This window comes from Propionispora sp. 2/2-37 (assembly GCF_001298735.1).
GTDB lineage: Bacteria > Bacillota > Negativicutes > Propionisporales > Propionisporaceae > Propionispora.
The window spans coordinates 38,936-61,909 of sequence record NZ_CYSP01000006.1 but is presented as its reverse complement, the minus strand read 5'-3'; the positions used below and the strand labels follow the sequence as shown (position 1 = coordinate 61,909).

Sequence of the window (22,974 nt, the reverse complement as noted above, 5' to 3'; positions counted from 1 at the left end):
TTTCTTATTCCAGGGTATTGGCAATAGCGGCAAATTCCGACAGACCTAAGGTTTCACCGCGCCGCCTACCGTCAATATCGGCTTTAAGCAGGCATGCTTTTATTTCGTCTGCCGGCCTGCCCATGGTTTTTAAAGCATTCAGCAATGTTTTCCGCCGCTGGGAAAAAGCTGCTTTTACCACCCGGAAGAATAAGTTTTCGTTATATACACTAACCGGAGGCTGGTTCCTTACCGTACAGCGGATAACGGCAGAATCGACCGCCGGCGGCGGAATAAAAGAAGACGGTGGCACCATAAACATGATTTGCGGTTCCGTATAATACTGAACGGCCACCGATAAAGCGCCATATTCCTTACTGCCCGGGCAAGCTACCATCCGCTCCGCCACCTCTTTTTGTACCATAGTTACCAAGAGCTTCAATGGTAAGCGTTGTTCCAGCAATCCCATAATAATCGGCGTTGTAATGTAGTAGGGCAAATTAGCCACTACTTTATATCCTTCCGTCTTCATTTCCCGGGCAATATCCAACCGTAAAATATCGCCATGCACCACCCGGACATTATCGTATCCTGCGAGTGTTTTTGCCAGTACATCCAGCAAATGACGGTCAATTTCCACCGCCGTAACCGACGCACCGGCCTCAGCCAGTCCCTGGGTAAGTGTCCCGATGCCCGGACCGATTTCCAGTACCGCTTCACCGCTGATAATATCAGCGGCCTGGACAATTCCCCTTACTATCTGTTCATTAATTAAGAAATTCTGCCCAAGTTTCTTACTCATGTGTATACCAAAGCTTCTTAAAATATGTAAAGTAACCTCTTTTTTAGCTATTGTCGGCTGAATCATTGTCCATCTCCTCTATCGCTTGCGTAAAATCGGCTCTGGTAACACCATAATGATTTAATCGATATAAAAAACTTTTTGCATTGGCATAACCAATTCCAAGTTTCTTACCCAATATAGCCCGTCTGGCGGCAGCATTAGGATGACCGCTTAATCCGGAACGCAGCATATCTTGCCCGGAAAATTCCTCTTGGGGCTGCCATTCCAGATACCGGGTTTTTCTCAAAGCTTCCCGGATGGCTTCACAGGAAGCCTGTTCAATTCCAATATCCCCGTTGGCTGTAGCTTCCGAAAGAGCTACAAATGCATGCTTGGCCTCGGGAAAACGCCTACTCAAAAAACTGCGTATCCGCTCACCGGCACTATCCGGATCGGTAAGAATAATGATCCCACGCTTGGCATATGCTTGTTCGATTTTTTGCATCGTATACGGTGACATGGCAAAACCGCCGGTAGCAATACATTCCGCTTCTACCGCCCGCTTTACAGCCTGAATGTCTTGTTTTCCCTCTACAATAATAATCTCTTTAATCAACTTCCCTATCTCCTAATCCAATGTCAGGCTTTATCCCACACCTACCTGCTGTTTCTTTATTGTAACATGTCTCTAATGTTTAGTAAAAAGAATAACAGGGCAAGCCCTGTTATTCCAGCACGTATACTTTTACCGTCCTTCTGCCGAACGCTATGGCTTCCGAATAGGCATCCATGCATAAATCAATGCGATTTCCCACGATAGCGCCTCCGGTGTCGGCCGCTAAAGCCAGACCATAACCCGGTATAAAAACTCTCGAGCCCAGCGGAATGACATCCGGGTCTACCGCCACAATACCGTGACGTGCCCGTATTCCGGTCGCAGTAATGCCTGCCCCTGATCCATCCCAGGGATTATAGGCTGTAGCCTCCATAACTTCCGTACGGCGGAAACGCATTGCGCCGCGCGAAGTCTCAACGGTGTCGCGTGTGCCAACACGAATAATTTTAGGTGTGGACGGTTCAATTATTTTCTCCGCCATTACCTCTTCCGCGACTTGATTCCCATCTGCATAATGCTGTTTTACAACAACCGTTTTTATTCCATCCCGGCCTTCTTGTTCTACTACCTCAGCACCCTTTTCCAGGGATGAATCAGGCCGGCGTGTGACAGTAAACAAATCCGCTTCCTGTCGCTCAACTACTTTTTCGGACAAAATGGTTGCCTTAATTTGCATTCCACTTTGAACCGGCGTATCTGCAGCCGGTTCCAGCCGGATGTTCTCCTGGGAAACCCCTAGACTGGCTGCCACTTCACCAACGGTTGGTTTGGCAGTGACAATCGACTGTGTTTTCCCCTGGTAGATAAATGATACCGGAATAGCCCTGTAAATTGTGATTACAGTATCATTATCCAGTTTTGGGGTAGACATACGATATTCATCTTGAGGTCCTACTGTTACTTTTGCTTGAACTAACACATCTTCTGGTTTATTATATAATGTATTTACAGTCATTTGTTTACCGTCTGCAATAATCTCTACCTTCTTATACGCCCAGGCAAAACCAGCCGCAAGCACTGCCGCAACAAGCAGCACACTGATCATTACTATTGTTTTTCGGCTCAATTTTAACTGAGTGATTTGAAAGTCGGTCATTCAATTCCTCCTTTTTTTGGCACTTGTGGAATATACCATAAATATCCTGGGTTGTCAACCGCGCTAAAGACATTATGCAGTATAATTATATGTAAATATTATCCTTTTTATGCAAAACTACGGCAATTTCCCCGGGGAAATGCCGTAGTTCAGCGAGCATGCCGTATGTTAGTTACCCACGGGAGGAATCCTGAATAACTTCCGGACATTGTCGGAGGTTATTCGGGCCAATTCTGTTAAATCCATATTCCTTAACCGGGCAATTTCCTCTGCCACAATCCGTACATAAGCTGGCTCATTTCGTTTACCCCGATAAGGATGCGGCGTTAGATAAGGAGAATCCGTCTCCACCAACAACCGGTCCAGCGGAACCTGACAGGCAATCTCCTTAAGTTTCACCGAATTCTTGAAAGTAATCGGCCCGCCGAAAGAAATATAAAAACCCATTTTCATAAGCTCTTTAGCCATTTCCAGGCTGCCGGAAAAACAATGCAAGACACCACAAACACCCTTACCTTCATGTTTCAAAATATGCATCGTATCCTGATGTGCATCCCGGTCATGAATGATGACTGGCTTATTACACTGCCTGGCTACCTCCAACTGACGTACAAAAACTACTTCCTGCACATCCCGGGGGGAGAAATCATAATAGTAATCCAGCCCAATCTCACCGATGGCAACCACTTTAGGCTCTGCCGCCCATAAAGCCAATTGTTCATAATCCTTCCTTTTCGCCTCTTTGGCATCATGAGGATGAATGCCAACTGCAGCATAAACCTGAGGGTATTTCCTGCTCAGTTCCAGAGAGCGCCGTGAGGATTCCATACAAGCCCCTACATTGATTATCCCGGTAACCTCATTCGCCAACGCTCTGGCTACGATATTATCCTGCTCCATAGCAAACTTTTCGTCATCAATGTGCGCATGCGAATCAAATAACATAGCGGCACCTACTTTACTTTACTTCCCGGCAACATATCCTTAGCCGTTACCAATGTTAATTTATCATCAGAGGACGCAGCCAGAACCATGCCGCGTGACTCAATGCCACGTATCTTAGCCGGTTTCAGATTAACAATCATCACTACATGTTGCCCGACTAGTTCCTCCGGCGCATAGTGCTTGGCAATACCGGATACGATGGAACGCTGCTCCGTACCTAAATCAACCGTAAGCAGCAACAGCTTATCCGCGTTTTTAACCTTCTCTGCTGCCAAAACTTTGGCCACCCGGAGATCCATCTTAGCAAATTCATCAATAGTAATCTCCGGAACGGCAGGTACAGATTTCTCCGTTTTGTCTTCTGCCGCTGCAGCCGGTTCCCCTTTGTCTTCTATCCGCGGGAAAATTGGTTCCGGTTTCGCCACTTTTGTTCCGGCAGGTAAACCTCCCCAGCTTTGTCCGTCTTGCAAAGTAACCTTCCCAAAATCAGACCGGATGCCCAGCTGCTGCCAAATTTTCGGAGAAGTAAACGGCATAAAAGGCGATATCAAAATGGCAACAATACGCAGTGTCTCAGCCAGATTGTACAGCACAGTCTGTAACCGTTCCTTTTTTGCCGGGTCCTTAGCCAGCGCCCACGGGCCTGTCTCATCAATGTATTTATTGGTGCGGCTGATCAACGCCCATACCTCTTTAATGGCACCATTAATATCCATGTTTTCCATTAAAATCTCATAGTCGGCCGCCGTACGCTGTGCCAAATCAATTAACGCTGTGTCCACTTCTTCAACTGCGCCGGGAGTTTCAATCAAACCGCCGTTAAAACGATTGATCATATTTAGCGTACGATGCAGCAAATTTCCCAGATCATTAGCTAAATCGGCGTTAATCCGGTTAATTAACGCTTCTCGCGAAAAATTTCCGTCCATCCCTAAAGTAATTTCACGCAATAGGAAATAACGGATGGAGTCCGCGCCAAATTCATCAATCAATTCCAAAGGATCAATTACATTGCCCTTGGATTTGGACATTTTATCCCCTTCCACCACCAGCCAGCCATGGCCATACACTTTTTTCGGCAATTCCACTCCCAGCGCCATCAGGATAATCGGCCAGATAATGGAATGAAAACGGACAATTTCCTTACCCACCAAATGAATATCTGCCGGCCAGTATTTTGCAAACTTCTCTTTGTCATGCAAATAACCGGCTGCAGTGATATAGTTTGTCAACGCGTCAAACCAAACATATACAACATGCTTAGTATCAAAAGGCACCGGAATACCCCAGTCAAAGGTGGTTCGGGAAACGCACAAATCTTCCAGACCGCTTTTGATAAAATTGATCATCTCGTTGCGCCTGGAAACCGGCTGAATAAAATCAGGATTGTCTTCAATAAATGTAAGCAAGCGGTCCTGATATTTGGACATGCGGAAGAAATAGCTTTCCTCGCCTAAAAGTTCTACGGGACGGCCGCAATCAGGACATTTTCCATCAACCAGCTGACGTTCCGTCCAGAATGTTTCACAGGGTGTACAGTACCAGCCTTCATAAGAGGCTTTGTAAATATCGCCCTGATCATAGATTTTCTGAAAAATAGCCTGCACGACTTCATGATGCCGCTGATCGGTCGTGCGGATAAAATCGTCATGAGAAATATTAAGCTTCGTCCAGAGTTTTTTGAACGATGCCACAATATGATCGACATACTCAAGAGGGGTAATATTATTTTGCTGTGCTTTACGCTGGATTTTTTGTCCATGTTCATCCGATCCGGTCAAGAAGAATACATCAAAACCTGCCAGGCGCTTGTAGCGGGCAACGGCATCGGCTATCGTGGTACAATACGCATGGCCGATATGCAGCCGGTCACTGGGGTAGTAAATGGGTGTAGAAATGTAAAACGTCTTTTTATCCATGGAAATCCTCCTTTATAACTATGCAAAAAGTAGCCGGAAAACTCCTTTTCTTTTATACCATTTTTTCGACAAATAAGCCAAGTTTCTTTTTCCAATTATAGACAATGGAGAATCGTTTGTCAAACCTCTTATTCGTCATAATATGTGTTTATTCGACAAAAACAGCTGTCCACTATAAACAATATATATACTTTTTTGGAAAAAATATTTCCTTATGGAAAAATAAGGTTGACAAGTATTGTAACATTTGGTATCATTTAGTTAGACAGATTTTGTCGAATAATGTTGTAATTGAGAGGAGAGCTCACATTATGAAATCAACTGGTATTGTACGAAAAGTGGACGAGCTGGGAAGAGTTGTTATTCCCATCGAATTAAGACGCACGCTGGATATAGAAGAAAAAGACGCTTTAGAAATTTACGTGGACAACGATCGGATTATCCTGCGGAAATATGAACCTTCCTGCGCTTGCGTATTTTGCGGTAACGCTGACGAGGTAACCATATTTAAAAATAAAAACATTTGCAAAGAATGTCTGGATGCTATGACTGCAAAAGCAATTTAATCTTCCGGTTGACCGGCTTCATGCCCGACAACCGCTTGGTATACCTCTCGCTTAGGCAAACCAAGTTCAGATGCCACCTTACGGATGGCATCTTTTTTGTTATCTCCATTATCAATCGACTGCATAACCAATTGATAAACCGATACATCATTGCTGTTTTGCATTACAGGCACATTTTCCTGTTGGCCTGTGATAATCAGTGTAAACTCACCCCGCGGCGGGTTTTGTGTAAAATGTTCCTGTAAACTGCTCAGGGAACCGCGAATAAATTCTTCATATTTTTTGGTAAGTTCCCGGGCAGCCACCGCCCGACGGTCTCCCCAGCACTCCTGCAATTCAGCCAGTGTCTCTTGCAGACGGTACGGTGTTTCATACAAAACCAGCGTGTGGCGATGGTTAGACCAAGCTGTTATCAGATCATGCCGTTTCTTTTTTGTCTTCGGTAAAAATCCCAGAAAAGAAAAAATGGTTGCGTCAATCCCGGAACAGACCAAACCGGACAAAGCAGCATTAGCGCCCGGTACCGGTACGACAGGAATTGAAGCCGCAACCGCCAGTTTCACCAGATCCACTCCCGGGTCGGAAATCCCTGGCATACCGGCATCGCTAACCACAGCAACATCATCGCCCCGGAGCAGACGCGTAATCAGTTCCGGGCCACGGTTAAGCTTATTATGTTCATGATAGCTGACCAACGGTGTATGAATGTCAAAATGGCTTAATAGCCTGCGCGTATGCCGGGTATCTTCCGCAGCAATAACGGCTGCCTCTTTAAGTATGCGCACTGCCCGGAAGGTCATGTCTTCCAAATTACCAATCGGTGTCGCACATAAATAAACCGTTCCCGGTTTCTGTCCCATATCCTCACCTGCCCAACATGGCACTATAATATGTCAAAAATTCCTCACTATAACCACCGTCGTCCCGGTATACAATAAACGGCGGTAATACCTTAAGCCCCGGCCTTGCTCCCCGTATCCCCTCGACTAACAGCATATTGGGGCTTTTCCTGCAGCTTGGATATACCAATTGCAGGCGTTTCGGTTCAATTCCCGCATCGCTCATAACTTTCAATATTTCCGGCATCCGTTCAGGTAAATGAACCATGGCAAACCGGCCCCGATATTTTACCAAATAGCGGGCTGCCAAAATCACATCCATTAACGTGGCCGTAATTTCGTGGCGTGCCATGGCCATACTGTCCCGCGGGTTAAGATACCCGCCGCCAACCGGGCGATAGGGAGGATTGGAAACTACCAATCCGTATCCCCCCGCTGGCAATACTCCTTTTAATGTCCGTAAATCAGCCTGCAGAATGCTGATCTTCTCTTCCAGCCTGTTTAACTGAACGCTGCGTACGGCCCGGTCAGCCATTAAGCCGTTAAGTTCAACACCTGTTATCGAGTTAATACCCCGCGCAGTCAACAGTAATGCAATAACACCGGTTCCCGTTCCCAAATCAACTGCCCTGTCGTCCGGACGTACAGTGGCAAAATGAGCCAATAACACAGCATCTAAGGAAAAACAAAATTCTTCTCGATGTTGAATAACTTTTAGATTATTAATCTGCAAATCATCTATCCGCTCACCGGGATAAAGCCTTTCAGCATTCATTTTCTTTTTCCACTACTTCTTCCCATGCTATATCTACCGTTTTACCATCCACCAGAACCACAGTTGCCATTTTTTTATTGTTGTTAATTGCTATGACCTTACCTTCTCCCTCGATGGTAACAACCTCAACCCCTATAGCCGGGGGGACAATTTTTTTACTGGAAGAACCATAACGGTCGCTTTCATATTTCAGACAACACATTAAACGCCCGCAAATGCCGGAAATTTTTGTAGGATTAAGCGACAGATTCTGATCTTTTGCCATACGAATGGACACCGGTTCAAAATCTCCCAAAAAGGTCGCACAGCATAGTGGCCGCCCGCAACAACCAATCCCCCCCATCATTTTGGCCTCATCCCTTACACCAATCTGGCGAAGCTCAATACGCGTACGGAAAACAGCGGCCAGATCCTTTACCAGTTCACGAAAATCAATCCGGCCATCGGCCGTAAAATAAAAAATAATTTTATTCACATCAAATGTATATTCCACATCCACAAGGTTCATTGGTAAACCATGGGCTGCGATTTTTTGCGCACACAGCGTAAACGCCTCTTCCTCTTTTGCCCGGTTGTCCTTTACCTTTTCCGTGTCCGCAGCCGTTGCCTTGCGCTGTACCGTTTTCAGCGGTGCAACGATGTCTTTTTCAGCGACTTCTCGGGCACCGATAACAATTTCGCCAAATTCCAGACCTCTGGCAGTTTCTACTATCACATGATCCCCAGGAGCCAGCTTAAAGTCGCCCGGATCAAAATAATAAATTTTACCCGCTTTTTTAAATCGTACTCCAACTACTACCTGCAACATGCATTCCTCCTTTCGCCAGCTCCCTCAATTTAATTAGCAATGCTTCTATAATTAATCGTATATTTCCATTAGCATAAACTGCTTTTTCAGCTATGGTTATCTCTTTAAAAGCAGACAATAATGAAGTTTGCCGCCAATATGCAGCCTGTTCCGCCAACTGCCGGGACAAATCGAGATTAAACACGACTGCCGTATCCAATACCAGGCTATAAACCAACATGTCCCGCAGCAATAAACTGCAATGCCGGAGTATGGCTATGATCTCCGGCCGGTTGAATTTCTCCCACTCGGCCGGTGCTGTCCATAACAGATTTTCAGAACTATGCAAAGCTGTCAGAAACTCGAAAGCCTTATCACGCAAGCGCATTCCATCCGGCTCCAGCAAATGCAGTGCTGTCCCCATACGGCCATTTCCCAGTCGCGCGGCCACTTCCGCCTGTTCTTGCGGATATCCTCTGTCAACCAGTGCAACAGCTAATTGTTGCCAGGGAACGGGATAAAAAGGCACTACCAGACACCGTGACAGGACGGTATCCAGCAGCATCTGCTTTCCGGCCGCAATAAGGATGAATACGGCATGCTCCGGCGGTTCTTCCAAAATTTTCAGCAAACTGTTAGCTGCTTGCGCCGTCATCTTTTCTGAATTTTCAATAATAATAACCCGCCGACCGGCGAGATACGGCACCAGCGAAACCTGATGCTGCAAAGCCCGGATCTGTTCAATACGGATACTGGCACCATCAGGCTGTACAAGGGTAAAGTCCGGGTGAACACCTTGAATCATTTGCCGGCAGGAAAGACAGCTTCCACACGGCCTGATACTGTCGCTGCATAACAAGGCCGCCGACAGAATGTTGGCTACGAGGGTTTTACCAATGCCTTCAGGACCTGCAAATAAAAGCGCATGCGGCATGCGCCCTGCGCCTAACATGGCCTTAAGATTTTGTATTGTATCCGTATGGCCAATCACAATATCCCAGTTCACGTAAACTCCATCCTTACATGTACAAATCTACCAGCATACCACGGATAGCATCCTGCTTGGCCATAATCTCCAATTGGCGTTTCTGTCCGTGGCGGACATCTTCAGCTAACGCTTCCAATGCCGTATCGACTTTTTTTATAACGGTATATACTTTTTGACGGCCGTACCTGTCCCATCCGGGCTGAGATTTAAGATTATACATGCGGCCTACTGCCTCACCGATAAAATTCCGGACAAGTTCCCGGTAAGTCTTCAGTTCGGAATAAGTTGGAACTTGTGCCAGCTTTTTTCCCTGTTCGGTAATTTGTTCAAGTAACGAATTCAGCCGTTCCGTAGACTGCCCATCCTGTATATTCAATAGATCAGAAGCAAAATGGCCATCCGTTTTTTCCGTCTTTCCGCTGTTGTCACGCTCAGTGACCGGAAGCGAACTGCCTGTTCCCATCTTATTAATTTTCACAAAAGAGCCTGCCTTTCTATTGATATTGACTGAATAACCATACCGAATATATAGTAGTACTCATTTCATTATAATTGTTTTAAGCAAAATAAGCAAATCCCACCATACTGTCCATTATGCTAGTACCGTGCGTCACCTAAAAGCATGGATTATTTTACAGTCTTTTTCCGCTCTGCTTCGTTGTCGTCGCCTTATATATGTCCGATATGCGGTTCGCTCCTCCGCCTTGCAGGGCGAAAAAATCCCTGCAATCTCTAATCTAATGTTTTACATGACACACGGTACTAACTTCCCAATATAAGCGTTGCTGCACGGTATACGTCCTGATGAATGTTATCGACACTTTGCAATATACCGTTTTTTACACAATTGACAATATGCCAGTGATACCTTTGGGCTATTTGCCGGTAACAGCGGTAGCAGGTTTCTAAATACTCCTGATCGCGTTCATGAATGTCCTGCGTGGAAAATCCGGCCTTACTGTGACGTTTTTCTAATAAACTCCGGCTGTACGCAGGCGGCATATCTAAAAAAATAACGCCATCCGGAACCGGCAATCCCATTTTCTTAAACTCAAAATCCCATAACCAGTCCAAAAAATTGCTCCTTGCTTCCTGAGTGTCAATTTTCACCGCCTGATGTACCATATTAGATGTTGTATACCGGTCACAGATTACAATACCGCCCTGCTGATAAAACGTCTCCCAGTCGGTTTTGTAGGAAGCGAAACGGTCGACCGCATAAAAAGCGGACGCAGCATAAGGATTAACCGCATCCGGCGTACTGCCGAACTTCCCCTGCAAGTACATTTTTATCAGTGCTGCCGACTGGCTTTGATAGTTAGGATATTCCACCTTTTTAACAGCATGCTGTTCATTTTCCAGCCGCTGACAAAGTTTCGCAGTTTGCGTTGCTTTGCCGCTCCCGTCGCCGGCTTCTAAAATAATTAACTTTCCTTTCATTTAGTCCACCACTTTAATTGTTTTTAGTGTATAATCCTCCGGCCCGGAAATATGCAGCCCGGCGGCCTGAAGCTGTGTACAATAGTCTATGATTTCCTGAGTAATCCGTTCTCCAGGACACAGCAGTGGTATGCCAGGCGGATAAAAGGTGACAATTTCGGCACAAATGAATCCGGCCGATTCACTAAAAGGAACCATGCACGTATTGCCAAAAAGAGCTTCGCGCGGTGATAAAACGCCTTCAGGCGGCTCCGGATAACTTGTGCTGCTGTACACATCATCCATAACCGCAAAATTACTCTGTCCGGAATAATGCGCTGCCATATCACTAAGTGCTTTCACCAAAGCGCGTGCTTCCTCCTCATGATCGCCTAACGTAATCAGAAATAAAATATTATACATATCGGATAGTTCTACCTGAATGTTATATTTGTGGCGCAAGATCCGTTCTGCTTCCGCTCCCTTTAGACCGATTCCTTTCACTGTAACCGTTACTTTCGTGGGGTCTATGCTGTATACACCGGGATTGCCGATTTTTTCGGCACCAAAACAATATAGTCCCGGAATGGTATTGATTTCTTGGCGGGTCCATTCCGCCAGGTGGACAGCCCGGTCGATCAGCTCATACCCCTGCGTGGCCATTTGCATACGTGCCACATCCAGCGATGCCAGCAAAATATAGTTAGGGCTGGTAGATTGCACCAACTGCATCATGGATTTTAAATGAGGTACCCGTATACGCCCTTCCCGGCAATGAACCATTGAACACTGCGTCATAGCACCAATAATTTTATGTGTGCTCTGGGCACATATATCCGCTCCGGCATCCAGTGCCTGGACCGGCAGCCCCTTGCCGAATTTCAGGTGCGGACCATGGGCCTCATCCACCATAACCACCATGCCCGCCTGGTGTACAATATCCACAATTCGCTTCAAATCCGTGGCCACACCGTAATATGTCGGATTAATAACTAAAACGCCCTTGGCTTCCGGATGTAAGCGCACGGCTGCGGCTACCGTCTCCGGAGTCACTCCCATGGCCAATCCAAGTTCATGATCCACTTCCGGCTGCATGAAGACCGGTATTGCACCGCTGAGGATAATGCCGCCAATAATAGAACGATGGGCATTACGCGGAACAATGATGGTATCCCCCGGACCGGCTACTGCCAAAATCATGGCATAAATCCCACCGGTTGTACCGTTGACAACAAAAAAACTATGATCCGCCCCATACAATTGGGCCGCTAAATCCTGTGCTTCTTTTATACAGCCATGAGGTTCATGCAAGTCATCCATTTCTTCCATCAGCGCCAGGTCCAACGCCAGTGTGTCACGCCCCAGTACTGTCCCCAGTACCGGGTGCATACCTTTGCCCATTTTATGCCCCGGAGTATGGAACGGCATAACCCTGTCATTTACATATTTTTGCATTGCTTTCAGTAATGGTGTATCCGTCTGTCTGGAGTGCATAGTATCCCTCCAATGGTTGTTAAAATTTGGCTGATCTTCTTTCCTCGACTATTATATCCTATTTTATCGTCATAATGATAGAAAAAGTTAATTGTCAGCTAAAATTCTTTCCTATTAAAAATCATCAATTAATCATGCCGGCAACACCAGAAGGGCGTGCTCCTTTTGGAACACGCCCGCATTAACAACTTACTATCTTGCTATTGAACAAGAATTCGATATGCCAACCCAAAATCAAGAACGAGTCTGGTGTGGTTCACCCCAATTAGTAAAGATGAAGCATTGCGGCTAATCACCCGAACAGCCGTACCATTAACAAGCCCCATGTCCAATAAACGCCTGCGGATATCACCGCAATCTCTGATATCAACAACTTTAACTTCTTTTCCGGGACTAGCCATAGTCAGCGGCATAATGATCCTCCTTTGTTAAGCCCCTTCCAGCTGAATCATCGCTGCTTCTGTTTTTCTTAATGAAAGGTTAAAACCTTTTACCTTAATTTCAATAGGGTCACCCAATGGTGCAAATTTCAATACGGTAATATCTGCACCCGGCACAATGCCCATATCTACCATACGGCGATAAACCGGTCCGTTCCCCTTAACTTTCGCCACGACTCCCTTCTCACCGGGTTTTAATTCATTTAAATGTTTAGACATGCAGCATACCCCCTAAACGTTTCAAGCACACAGTAAATATTGATACTCATTATCAAATATTCATATTTATTATACTGACTGTATTGGCTGCCTGTCAACAGGCAAATGATAAAAACAAAAAAATACAGCCGAATCCTGGCTGGATTTGACTGTATTTTTCTGTATGACAATGTATCTATTTGATGACGTCGGTTCCCATATACGGACGCAATGCTTCCGGAACCGCCACCGAACCGTCTGCCTGCTGATAATTTTCCAGAATGGCCGCCACTGTTCTGCCAATTGCCAGGCCGGAGCCGTTTAATGTATGTACAAATTCCGGTTTTTCTTTTGGTCCGCGGCGGAATTTGATATCGGCCCGCCGTGCCTGAAAATCCTCAAAATTAGAGCAGGAGGAAATTTCACGGTAAGCTTGAAAGCTGGGCAGCCATACCTCAATATCATATGTCTTGGCTGAAGAAAATCCCATGTCCCCCGTACTAAGCAACACAACCCGGTACGGCAAATTCAAAAGTTGAAGTACATGTTCGGCATTGGCCGTCAGTTTTTCCAACTCATTATACGATTCTTCCGGCAGACTGTATTTCACTAGTTCCACTTTATTAAATTGATGCTGGCGGATCAACCCTCTGGTGTCCCTGCCGGCAGCACCGGCCTCCGCCCTAAAACAGGCACTGTACGCCGTATAATAAAAAGGCAAATCTTTAGCGTCCAGTATCTCACCACGATGCAGATTGGTAATCGGAACCTCCGCCGTAGGAATCAAATAATAATCCAGACCTTCCAGCTTAAACATATCTTGCGCAAACTTGGGCAGTTGTCCTGTTCCGGTCATGCTGTCCTTATTAGCTATAAACGGCGGAAAAAATTCCGTATACCCGTGTTCACGGGTATGTAAATCCAGCATAAAGTTAATTAGCGAACGTTCCAGACGGGCTCCCAGTCCGCGATAAAAAGTAAACCGCGCACCGGTTACCTTGCCCCCGCGTTCAAAATCCAGTATGCCCAGTTTTTCACCAATTTCCCAATGAGCTCTGGGTTCTTCTGCAAACTCCCGGGGTGTTCCCCAGCGGCGCATTTCCTTGTTGGCGGTCTCGTCCTTCCCAACCACAACCGAAGGATGCGGTACATTGGGAATATTCATGACAATATCGTGGATTTTGGCTTCCACTTCCCGGATGTTGGCATCCAGAAAGGCAATGCGGCCACCTACGCTTCTCATCTCAGCAACTAACTCATCGGCATTTTCTTTGGCTTTTTTCAACTTACTGATTTCCTGTGATACGACATTCCGTTTATTCTTAAGGCCTTCCACTTCACTTAACAATTCACGTCGCTGTTTTTCCAGCCTAATGAACTCATCCAAATTCTGGGAAGCAGAACGATTTTCCAGCGCCTGACGTACTTTCTCCGTATTATCGCGAATAAATTTAATATCCAGCATATCCTTTATCCTCCTAAAACAAAAACTCTCGCCTATGATCGAGGGACGAGAGCATATTCCCGCAAACGGGCGTTACCGTTCAACATCATGCTAACAGTTTTTAAGAACCGCTTACAATTCACGAATATTCTATCCTAATATATTTTACAATATACGCCAAATATTGTAAAGCGTAAACAAATTGCATGTTGTTTTTTTAACTGCAACATACCTCTGCGATAATTTGTAAAAATACCGGCATAAACCTCAGCTATAAAAAGTATTGTTTATATAAACGACCATGGTTTCTCATCCGAATCGTACGGGTAAAGGAGGTATTGGCTATGCGCAGCCAAAACCTACTGGATGTAATAAAGATTGCATCGGCATATGCCGGCACCATTATTGGCGCAGGTTTTGCTTCAGGACAGGAATTACTGCAATTTTTTGTCGTATATGGAACTGTTGGCTTCGGGGGAATTATTCTGGCCGGAATCCTCTTTGCCTGGTTGGGCTACAGAATTTTGGAACTGGGACATCGCCTGAACGCTACTGGCTATCACCAGTTACTGTATTATGCCTGCGGAAAAAAAGCAGCTTTATTTCTCGACAGCATCATCACCGTTTTTTTATTTAGCGTACTGACGATCATGCTGTCCGGAACCGGAACCATGTTCCAGGACCACTTTCATCTTCCCTATTCACTGGGAACAGGCGTCATCGGGATACTGGCCTTTTGTACCGTATTATACGGCATTCGGGGAATTACCGTAATGAATATGGGCATGCTGCCACTACTGACTTTATCCACATTGTCCGTCGGCATATATTCCCTCGCCTATCATGGACTCTCTACGGATATGCTGGTCAATGTAGTTCCGTACGATCCCCAAAACGGCAGCCATTGGCTGATCGCCAGTATATTATATGTATCCTATAACCTAATTATAGGTTCCACCGTACTGGCGCCCCTGGGTCCCCACATCCGCAGTCGCAAGCTGCGTTTTTGGGGAAGTATTGCCGGCGGCTTTCTCATTACTATCCTTGCCGGCTTTATTGCCATCATCGTCATGATCCATTGTCCGGATATCCTCAATTATGAAATCCCTATGCTCCACATTGCCGGCATGCAGCACAAAATAAATTCCACTTCCTATGTATGTATGTTTTTGATCGCTATGTATACAACCGCAGCTACCACCCTGTACGCTTGTGCCGGTCAATTGAGTCATGTCACTAAATTAAGCTTTCCTCTATGTAGCCTGATTATTATTGCAACCGGCATGCTCTGCAGCCAATTGGGATTTTCAGTGTTAATTTCCTGGGTTTTTCCGGCAGTCGGTTATCTGGCGTTATATTTCATTGTCAGACTTGGTTATTTGGCTTTTTTATCTAAATAATTGATTGCGCTCAGCACCGCCACCAGTCCCTCTCCAGTAGCCTTGGCAATCTGCCAGGGCTTGCCGGTACAGTCGCCGGCGGCATAAACTCCCGGTATATTGGTAGACATATCCCGGTTGACTTTAATTACTTCTCCCTCCAGTTCAAGGCCAGGCAAAATATTTTCGACCGGGTCGGACTGACGCATGATAAAGATCCCGTTTACTTTATATTCCCCCTGGTCCACAATCAGTTTTTCCACCTGAGTATCCCCTTCAATGGAGCATGGACGCGCTGTAATAATGGATACTCCGGAACGCATAGCGGTAGGCTGCGGCTTATACTGAGGAAAATAGAAAACATTCCGGCATATTTCTCCTAAATACTCCGCTTCCTGCTCCCCTTCACTGGTATAGGAAATAACCGCCACATCCTTTTCCCTATAAAACATACCGTCACAGGTGGCACAATAGCTGACACCACGCCCTAAAAAGGCTTTTTCTCCTTTGAACAGCGTTGTGCTAACCACGCCTGTCGTTAAAATAACTGTCCGTGCTTCATAAGTATTAACCGGAGTCAGTAAGGTAAACATATCCTCGCCCGGAAATACGGTAACCACCTTTTCTTTAATTAAGGTAGGTTGATGCGCCATGCAGTGTGCAACAAATTGCTGCATCATTCCCGGCCCTGTGATTTTAGGCATCCCCAGATAGTTATCAATAATATGTGCTTTTTGCAGCTTCTCACTATGATTCATATGTTCAAACAACGCGATTTGTTTATTACGAACCCGGCCGGTAAGTGCTGCCGATAAACCGGCCGGTCCGCCGCCAATAACAGCAATATCAAATTTTTGATCTTCCATAATGACCTCCAAATAAAAAATAAGGGGTGAATGATTTTGTCTGACTACAATCATAACATTACCCGCGTATCCTGCATTCCAGTCTTTTTACTTTTATTTACCGCCGGAACCGTACTAGGCGGTTTACTGGGATTAATTCTAGCGGTCATGAACTACGAAACCGTTGGACTGAGCGGCGGTGCCTTTATTGGTTTAGCCGTCGGCCTGACCTCCGGGATAATAGGATTGGCAATTATTCTGACCTTTAATATCCTGGCACCCTATACCGGCGGTATTCCCGTTACCATTCAACCTATTGAGTCACAGCATAGCATAGAAGATATATCCAGCGGGCAAAAAACCTCCTAGTACAAAGCATACTAAGGATATGCAGGAATTCAGCGTATTATATATTACGTCGTCTCTGCTATGTATTTTACATGTTCCACCAAAAATCCTTCTTAAATGATATTTATTATCAATTATTTTGCCGGACATAAAAAACCCGGAAACATCGCCTCCGGGTTTCACTGCTTTATTACTATTTAGGTTTAGGAGTTACATGGATTACCATGGCATCACGCAGTTTGGGTTCAAACCAGGTGGATTTTGGCGGCATAATCTGTCCGGCATCGGCAATCGCCATAAGTTCTTCGATAGATGTAGCAAATAAAGAAAACGCTACGGCAAAATTTCCGCTGTCTACCAATCTTTCCAGTTCACCCGTTCCCCGAATGCCGCCGACAAAATGGATCCGTTTGTCGCTGCGTGGATCCCGGATAGCAAGAAGCGGCTGCAAAAGGTTCTCCTGCAGAATACTCACATCCAGACTTTTTACCGGATTATTCGCATCAATAAGCTCCGCATGGGCGGTCAGCTTATACCACTTCCCCTGCAAATACATGCCGAATTCATGCGTCCGTTGTGGTTTATAAGCCCCGTCAGTGTATTCCTCCACTGTAAACTTATGCTTTACGGCGGCAAGAAACTCCACGCACGACAGACCATTTAAATCCGCAACTACACGGTTATAATCCATAATATACATCATATCATGGGGAAAAATCACGGCCAGGAAACGGTTAAACTCCTCTTGGGGACTATCGTTTATTTTCCGCCAGTTGTCGCACACCCTGCTCGCCGCTGCCGAGCGGTGATGCCCGTCGGCAATATACATAACCGGAATTTTACTAAACGCCTGTTCAATAGCGGCAATTTCAGCAGCATCCGAGACCACATACAATGTATGGCTGATTCCATCCTCAGACGTAAAATCATATACTGGAGGCTGTTCCATGCATTTGGCAATCAGCGTATTAATCAGCGGATCAGCTTTATAGGTGAGAAATACAGCCCCGGTTTGCGCTTCTGTTACCGTAATATGGTTAACCCGGTCGTGCTCCTTATCATGCCTGGTCAGTTCATGTCTTTTGATGATATTGGTTTGGTATTCCGCCACAGACGCACCGGCAACCAATCCAATCTGGATATGTTCACCCATACGCTGTTTATATATATAGAAGCAAGGCTTTTCATCCTGTTTGAGAATACCTTCTTTAATGAACCTTTGCAGGTTTTGCGCCGCCTGTTGATACACAGCTTCAGAATGAATATCCACAGCTCTATCCAAATCAACTTCCGACTTGGTCACCCGTAAAAAACTATATGGATTTTGACTGGTTATCAGCCGTGCCTCTTCCGAATCCATTACATCATAAGGAAGCGAGGCAACTTTAACCGCTAATTCCGGCGCCGGTCTCAGTCCGCAAAAAGGTTTAATTACTGCCATAATTGTTCCTCCTGTCTATTAACCAGCATTAAAATTCACCAGCTTAGCGCCAAAGATACCATCTACCGCTTTAATCTTTGCCAATACCTCAGGCGGAATATCGGCATCCACGCCCAAAGCCATGATATTCGTCCCTTCAATAGAGGTCCTGCCAACCTGCATGCTGGCAATATTGATGTTTTCCTGCCCTAAGATCGTACCGACCTTGCCGATAATGCCCGGACGGTTGATATGCGGACTGATCATCAGCCAGCCCCGCGGATCAACATCCACCCGGTGTCCGTCGATAGCAACAATACGGCCTTCCTGACCGAACAATGTCCCGCCGATCGTATGCTGCCCTTTATCACTATTAATTTTCAGCGTAATCAAATCGGCAAAATCGGCTGTATGCTTATTTTTGATTTCTGTTACTTTAATTCCGCGCATTTTGGCAATTCCCGGTGCATTGACATAATTTACGGTTTCCTGCAGTACCGGATTGAGTACACCTTTGACCATGGCAGTGGTCAGCATTTTGGTATCCACTTCGGTTATTTCGCCGTGATATTCTACCTGGATTGAATCAATTCGCCCGTCAGCCAGATAGACTGCCAGGCAGCCCATTTTTTCCGCCAGGTTAAAGAAAGGTTTAATTCTCTCCAAAACGTGGGTCGGAATGGGAGCCATATTGACCGCCGTCGCTACCGGTTCACCTTTTAAGGCTGCGATAATTCCGTGAGCAACATCTACCGCAACACCGACTTGTGCTTCTTTGGTTGATGCTCCTAAATGCGGTGTAACTACAATTTTATCGGATTTTAAAAGCGGATTATCCGGGCTGACCGGTTCTTTTTCAAATACGTCAACGGCAGCCCCGGCCACAATCCCGGCATCTATGGCCGCAGCCAGGTCACGCTCATTAATGACTCCGCCGCGGGCACAGTTAATAATCCGGACACCCTTTTTCATTCTAGCAAACGCATCTTTATTTACCAGATTTTTGGTTTCCGGTGTTAGCGGTAAATGCAATGTTATAAAATCAGCCTGTGCAAACACATCATCCAGGTCTTTAAGCTCAATTCCTAATGCCTTTGCCCGTTCCGTAGTAATAAACGGATCATAAGCCACAATATTCATTTCCATGGCAATAGCCCGCTTGGCTACACCGCTACCAATCCTGCCTAAACCAACAATTCCCAGTGTTTTGCCACGAACCTCTACGCCGATAAACTTGCTGCGCTGCCATTCCCCCTGTTTCATAGAAGAATAAGCCTGAGGAATATTGCGTGTCATAGCCATCATCATCGCAACGGTATGTTCGGTAGCCGCAACAGTGTTACCCTCCGGTGCGTTCATGACAATAATCCCCTTTTGTGTGGCAGCTTCCACATCAATATTGTCAACTCCCACGCCCGCCCGGCCGATCGCCTTCAATTTGACGGCGGCTTCGATTACTTCTTTAGTCACTTTGGTTTCGCTGCGAACTACCAGCGCATCATATTCAGGAATAATTCGAATCAGTTCTTCCGGAGGAAGCTTGGTTTTGACATCCACCGTAAACTCTTTTTGCAGAATTTCAATTCCCTGGGGCGACACCGGATCACTAACTAAAACTTTCATACTCGACCTCCCTAACTGCTTAAAATGAAATACCGGGCAATTTCTACCAAGTCCCCCGGTATAAACCAAAAAAGCCCCGCCCCAATGCCACAATTGGGGCGAGACTAAATTCCCGCGGTACCACCCAGCTTGCTGTATTCACAGCCTACTTTGACCGCTGTATCGGGCGGAACCCGTCATAATTCGTCACCAGCCACTCCGGAGCGGAACCATCCGGCCGGCACACCGGTTTACACCTTCCACCGGCTCTCTGCAGCACCCAAACCTCTGGCTTCTCCTTCATTGTGTTTACCCTCAAAAGCAAAAAACTATACACTTCATGAGTACATTCACTTTTCAATTCAATTATAGTGTATCCACTTACTAAAGTCAAGTGTGTGTTCAAAAAAAACATTTCACTCACAAAATTGCCGAAAATCTTAATTTTCTCTTTGCAAACCTTGGTGAATAGTGATATGATTTATTATCATAATTGCCACCGGCAAAAAATTGCATCAATTATATGCTTAAGACAGATTCGCCGCTCAGGAAATTTTTAGGAGGGTATTGTTTTGTCAAACCGAATTATCAATTTTAATGCCGGCCCGGCTGTACTGCCGGTAGATGTGCTGGAACAGGCACAAAGCGAACTATTAAATTTTAATGACACCGGAATGTCTATTTTAGAAATCAGCCATCGCTCTAAGCCTTATGAAGCCGTTAACAACGAAGCAGAGGCTAATTTAAAAGAATTGCTCGGCCTTGGTGAGGATTACCAGGTGCTGTTTGTACAGGGAGGTGCCAGCACGCAGTTTGCCATGGTCCCGCTTAATTTCCTCACACCCAGGCGTACGGCCGACTACATTTTAACCGGAGTCTGGTCGGAAAAAGCTTTAAAAGAAGCAAAACTAGTCGGTCAAACCCATATAGCCGCCACAACTGCAAAAGACAATTACCGTCGCATTCCCGAATTGGCAGAAATTCAACTTAGCGATAATCCCGCCTATATCCATATAACGTCCAATAATACCATATTTGGTACTCAATGGAGGGAACTGCCCAATTTCAGCGGCAACATCCCCTTAATCGCCGACATGTCTTCCGATATTTTATGCCGGCCCTTTGATGCTTCCAAATTTGCGCTTATTTATGCCGGGGCGCAGAAAAACCTCGGCCCTTCCGGGGTTACCGCCGTAATCATCCGCAGAGATCTGGCGGAAAACAATCCTAAAACTATTCCGACCATGTTGCGTTATGAAACACATGCCGCCAACCATTCCTTGTACAACACGCCGCCGACTTTCGGGGTCTATTTACTGAATCTGGTCCTGCGCTGGATCAAGGCACAGGGTGGTCTGGCAAGCTTAGAGCAACGCAATCTTGCCAAAGCGAAGCTAATCTATGACGTGATCGATGACAGTCATGGTTTTTACCGTGGTCACGCCGATAAAAGCAGCCGCTCCATAATGAATATTACTTTTCGTTTACCAAATGAAGAACTGGAAAAACTATTCGTTGCCGAATCAATTGCTGCCGGAATGGCCGGTCTCAAGGGACACCGCTCGGTAGGAGGTTTGAGAGCTTCCATTTATAATGCAATGCCTGTTGACGGCTGCCGGGCTTTGCGGGATTTCATGAAGGAATTCTGCCGCAAACACGGTTAATCCGGGGAAACAACAGCCGTTGTCCCCCGTGCTACAACAACAGGAAATACGGCCTGAACACCGAATATACTCTGGTGCCCATGGCCAATATATTTTGACAAATAGGGAGGATGAAAAATGAGCAGGGATGTTACCTACAATGAATTGTCGGCCAAAGCACTGGAAATATTGCGTAAGGGTGCTTTCTTAACTACAGCCGGCAACAACAAAATCAACACCATGACTATTGGCTGGGGAAACATCGGCATTGCCTGGCAAAAACCGGTTTTTATGGTCATGGTAAGGCCTTCGCGCTATACTTACGAGCTGATTGAAAAAAGCAATGAATTCACCGTAAGCATTCCTTTTAAGGATATGGGAAGGGCTTTAGGCATTTGCGGCTCCAAGTCCGGACGCGAATTGGATAAATTTGCTGCTGCCGGACTAAAAACCGTTGCCGCAAAAAAAATAAGCACTCCGGTCATTGCCGATTGCGGATTGCATTATGAGTGCAAAGTCATCTATAAACAGGAAATGATACCGGAACAATTAGCCGCTGCCGACCAGTCCGCCTGTTATCCTAGCGGTGATTATCATACATTATATTTTGGTGAAATCGTAGCTTCCTATATTGACTATTGACGAATGATTTCAGGAATAAAAGCTTCCGGCGTCGGTGCCGGAAGCTTTTTTATTCCTGGGACTTTGCTTCTTCCCGTTTCTTTTTTAATTCTCGCGTTTCTTGCCAGGCATCACGGGCCAGTTCTAAAATTCTTTTCTCCATCTTGGCCTGAGGATTGGCAACCACCCGGTTATAAAACAGCAGAGCTTCCTCTAGTTTACCGGTACGCCGGAACAATTCGCCTAATAAATACATAAGCGCAACTTCTGACATACCGCCAATCGGCATACGTTCATACGTCATCGCCCGTTCATAATATTCGGCCGCCTTAGCCAAGGCAGCTTTTTCTTCTTCCAACTGTTCACCTTCACGATACAGCCAGCCCAGCCGCAGATATAATCCACCTAACTTACTGGCCTGTATGCCGGCCATATCGCCGTAAAAAATGGCCAGCCGGTAGGCGTTATAAGCTTGCTCACGCGTACGGATACCGGAAAAATTTATATTCACTTTTTTCCCCTGTAAAAATGTTTTCACTTTATCATGAACCAATCCGCCAAAATCTGCTTCCGACGCGGCAAAACCACAATGAGGGCACACCCAGACCGTATAGTAATAAGGATTAACCCCCTGATAATAAGTACAAAAATCGGTATCCTGCTTTACCATGGTCAAACGGCTCCGCACCTTGGTTACCATTACCTTTTCTTCGCATACCGGGCAGTTTTTTTCCACTTCATATAAAAAACCAGTCATGTCTTCCCCTCCTCCTATACCTTACCACAAATCTTCGGGAGGTCCAAGACATAATTGTTCTATTTTTTTC

25 protein-coding genes are annotated in these 22,974 nt (G+C 45.8%); 5 read left to right on the top strand and 20 right to left on the bottom strand.

Annotated features, from left to right (window positions below; translation table 11 throughout):
• Positions 1-4: 4 nt before the first annotated feature.
• From rsmA to metG, 5 genes are all read right to left on the bottom strand, one after another.
• Positions 5-847 (bottom strand): 16S rRNA (adenine(1518)-N(6)/adenine(1519)-N(6))-dimethyltransferase RsmA, encoded by an 843-nt coding sequence (gene rsmA / locus P22_RS07590; RefSeq protein ID WP_054259634.1) that lies wholly within the window; start codon positions 845-847, stop codon positions 5-7.
• Positions 825-1,379, bottom strand: a complete 555-nt coding sequence (gene rnmV / locus P22_RS07585) for a ribonuclease M5 (RefSeq protein ID WP_054259633.1) — start codon at positions 1,377-1,379, stop codon at positions 825-827. The genes rsmA and rnmV overlap by 23 nt, the downstream gene beginning before the upstream one ends.
• 109 nt (positions 1,380-1,488) lie before the next feature.
• Positions 1,489-2,475: a 3D domain-containing protein gene (locus P22_RS07580; RefSeq protein ID WP_054259632.1), complete on the bottom strand. Its 987-nt coding sequence runs from the start codon at positions 2,473-2,475 to the stop codon at positions 1,489-1,491.
• 168 nt (positions 2,476-2,643) lie between these two features.
• On the bottom strand, positions 2,644-3,420 hold the full coding sequence (locus P22_RS07575) for a TatD family hydrolase (protein ID WP_054259631.1): 777 nt from the start codon (positions 3,418-3,420) through the stop codon (positions 2,644-2,646).
• An 8-nt stretch (positions 3,421-3,428) separates the two neighbouring features.
• Entirely contained in the window at positions 3,429-5,339 is a 1,911-nt protein-coding gene (gene metG, locus P22_RS07570; protein ID WP_054259630.1) for a methionine--tRNA ligase, read from the bottom strand.
• 311 nt (positions 5,340-5,650) lie between these two features.
• Between metG and P22_RS07565 the strand changes: the two genes are divergently transcribed.
• Positions 5,651-5,905, top strand: a complete 255-nt coding sequence (locus P22_RS07565) for an AbrB/MazE/SpoVT family DNA-binding domain-containing protein (protein ID WP_054259629.1) — start codon at positions 5,651-5,653, stop codon at positions 5,903-5,905.
• Here the strand turns inward: P22_RS07565 and rsmI are convergent.
• The 10 genes from rsmI to serS form a co-directional block, all read right to left on the bottom strand.
• Complete coding sequence (gene rsmI, locus P22_RS07560) at positions 5,902-6,765, bottom strand: 16S rRNA (cytidine(1402)-2'-O)-methyltransferase (RefSeq protein ID WP_054259628.1); 864 nt, start codon at positions 6,763-6,765, stop codon at positions 5,902-5,904. The genes P22_RS07565 and rsmI overlap by 4 nt on opposite strands.
• Positions 6,766-6,769: 4 nt before the next feature.
• Entirely contained in the window at positions 6,770-7,519 is a 750-nt protein-coding gene (locus P22_RS07555) for a tRNA1(Val) (adenine(37)-N6)-methyltransferase (protein WP_054259627.1), read from the bottom strand.
• Positions 7,509-8,324, bottom strand: coding sequence for a PSP1 domain-containing protein (locus P22_RS07550; protein ID WP_054259817.1), 816 nt, complete (start codon positions 8,322-8,324; stop codon positions 7,509-7,511). Before P22_RS07550 ends, P22_RS07555 begins: the two co-directional genes overlap by 11 nt.
• Complete coding sequence (holB, locus tag P22_RS07545; protein ID WP_054259626.1) at positions 8,296-9,312, bottom strand: DNA polymerase III subunit delta'; 1,017 nt, start codon at positions 9,310-9,312, stop codon at positions 8,296-8,298. Before holB ends, P22_RS07550 begins: the two co-directional genes overlap by 29 nt.
• A 13-nt stretch (positions 9,313-9,325) precedes the next feature.
• Positions 9,326-9,772, bottom strand: a complete 447-nt coding sequence (locus P22_RS07540) for a YaaR family protein (RefSeq protein WP_054259625.1) — start codon at positions 9,770-9,772, stop codon at positions 9,326-9,328.
• A gap of 284 nt (positions 9,773-10,056) precedes the next feature.
• Positions 10,057-10,734, bottom strand: coding sequence for a dTMP kinase (locus P22_RS07535; protein ID WP_054259624.1), 678 nt, complete (start codon positions 10,732-10,734; stop codon positions 10,057-10,059).
• The gene (locus P22_RS07530; protein WP_054259623.1) at positions 10,735-12,207 is read right to left on the bottom strand and encodes an aminotransferase class I/II-fold pyridoxal phosphate-dependent enzyme; all 1,473 of its coding nucleotides are present in this window, start codon (positions 12,205-12,207) and stop codon (positions 10,735-10,737) included.
• A 200-nt stretch (positions 12,208-12,407) separates the two neighbouring features.
• Complete coding sequence (locus P22_RS07525; RefSeq protein WP_054259622.1) at positions 12,408-12,620, bottom strand: FeoA family protein; 213 nt, start codon at positions 12,618-12,620, stop codon at positions 12,408-12,410.
• A gap of 15 nt (positions 12,621-12,635) precedes the next feature.
• Positions 12,636-12,866 carry a FeoA family protein gene (locus P22_RS07520; RefSeq protein WP_054259621.1) on the bottom strand — a complete coding sequence of 77 codons (231 nt, stop codon included), beginning with the start codon at positions 12,864-12,866 and terminating at the stop codon, positions 12,636-12,638.
• 175 nt (positions 12,867-13,041) lie between these two features.
• Complete coding sequence (serS, locus tag P22_RS07515) at positions 13,042-14,310, bottom strand: serine--tRNA ligase (RefSeq protein WP_054259620.1); 1,269 nt, start codon at positions 14,308-14,310, stop codon at positions 13,042-13,044.
• A 323-nt stretch (positions 14,311-14,633) separates the two neighbouring features.
• On the opposite strand from serS, the gene P22_RS07510 reads away from it, so the two are divergent.
• A complete protein-coding gene (locus P22_RS07510; protein ID WP_054259619.1) occupies positions 14,634-15,689 on the top strand; it encodes a YkvI family membrane protein in 1,056 nt (351 codons plus the stop codon).
• On the opposite strand, the gene P22_RS07505 is transcribed toward P22_RS07510, so the two are convergent.
• Positions 15,665-16,534, bottom strand: coding sequence for an NAD(P)/FAD-dependent oxidoreductase (locus P22_RS07505; RefSeq protein ID WP_054259618.1), 870 nt, complete (start codon positions 16,532-16,534; stop codon positions 15,665-15,667). The two genes, P22_RS07510 and P22_RS07505, sit on opposite strands and share 25 nt — an antisense overlap.
• Positions 16,535-16,570: 36 nt before the next feature.
• On the opposite strand from P22_RS07505, the gene P22_RS07500 reads away from it, so the two are divergent.
• Positions 16,571-16,882, top strand: coding sequence for a hypothetical protein (locus tag P22_RS07500; RefSeq protein WP_156318884.1), 312 nt, complete (start codon positions 16,571-16,573; stop codon positions 16,880-16,882).
• 172 nt (positions 16,883-17,054) lie between these two features.
• On the opposite strand, the gene P22_RS07495 is transcribed toward P22_RS07500, so the two are convergent.
• The 3 genes from P22_RS07495 to P22_RS20435 all read right to left on the bottom strand — a co-directional run bounded on the left by P22_RS07495 (position 17,055) and on the right by P22_RS20435 (position 20,187).
• Positions 17,055-18,302 carry a DUF1015 domain-containing protein gene (locus P22_RS07495; protein WP_054259616.1) on the bottom strand — a complete coding sequence of 416 codons (1,248 nt, stop codon included), beginning with the start codon at positions 18,300-18,302 and terminating at the stop codon, positions 17,055-17,057.
• Between the two features lie 18 nt (positions 18,303-18,320).
• Positions 18,321-19,904, bottom strand: a complete 1,584-nt coding sequence (serA, locus tag P22_RS07490; RefSeq protein WP_054259615.1) for a phosphoglycerate dehydrogenase — start codon at positions 19,902-19,904, stop codon at positions 18,321-18,323.
• Positions 19,905-20,049: 145 nt separating this feature from the next.
• A complete protein-coding gene (locus P22_RS20435) occupies positions 20,050-20,187 on the bottom strand; it encodes a hypothetical protein (protein ID WP_156318883.1) in 138 nt (45 codons plus the stop codon).
• A gap of 268 nt (positions 20,188-20,455) precedes the next feature.
• Here P22_RS20435 and serC point away from each other — a divergent pair, with 268 nt between their 5' ends.
• Both serC and P22_RS07480 read left to right on the top strand, forming a co-directional pair.
• Complete coding sequence (serC, locus tag P22_RS07485; protein WP_054259614.1) at positions 20,456-21,547, top strand: 3-phosphoserine/phosphohydroxythreonine transaminase; 1,092 nt, start codon at positions 20,456-20,458, stop codon at positions 21,545-21,547.
• Positions 21,548-21,664: 117 nt separating this feature from the next.
• Positions 21,665-22,168, top strand: coding sequence for a flavin reductase family protein (locus tag P22_RS07480; protein ID WP_054259613.1), 504 nt, complete (start codon positions 21,665-21,667; stop codon positions 22,166-22,168).
• A gap of 49 nt (positions 22,169-22,217) precedes the next feature.
• On the opposite strand, the gene P22_RS07475 is transcribed toward P22_RS07480, so the two are convergent.
• Positions 22,218-22,904: a DUF2225 domain-containing protein gene (locus tag P22_RS07475; protein ID WP_054259612.1), complete on the bottom strand. Its 687-nt coding sequence runs from the start codon at positions 22,902-22,904 to the stop codon at positions 22,218-22,220.
• Positions 22,905-22,974: the final 70 nt, after the last annotated feature.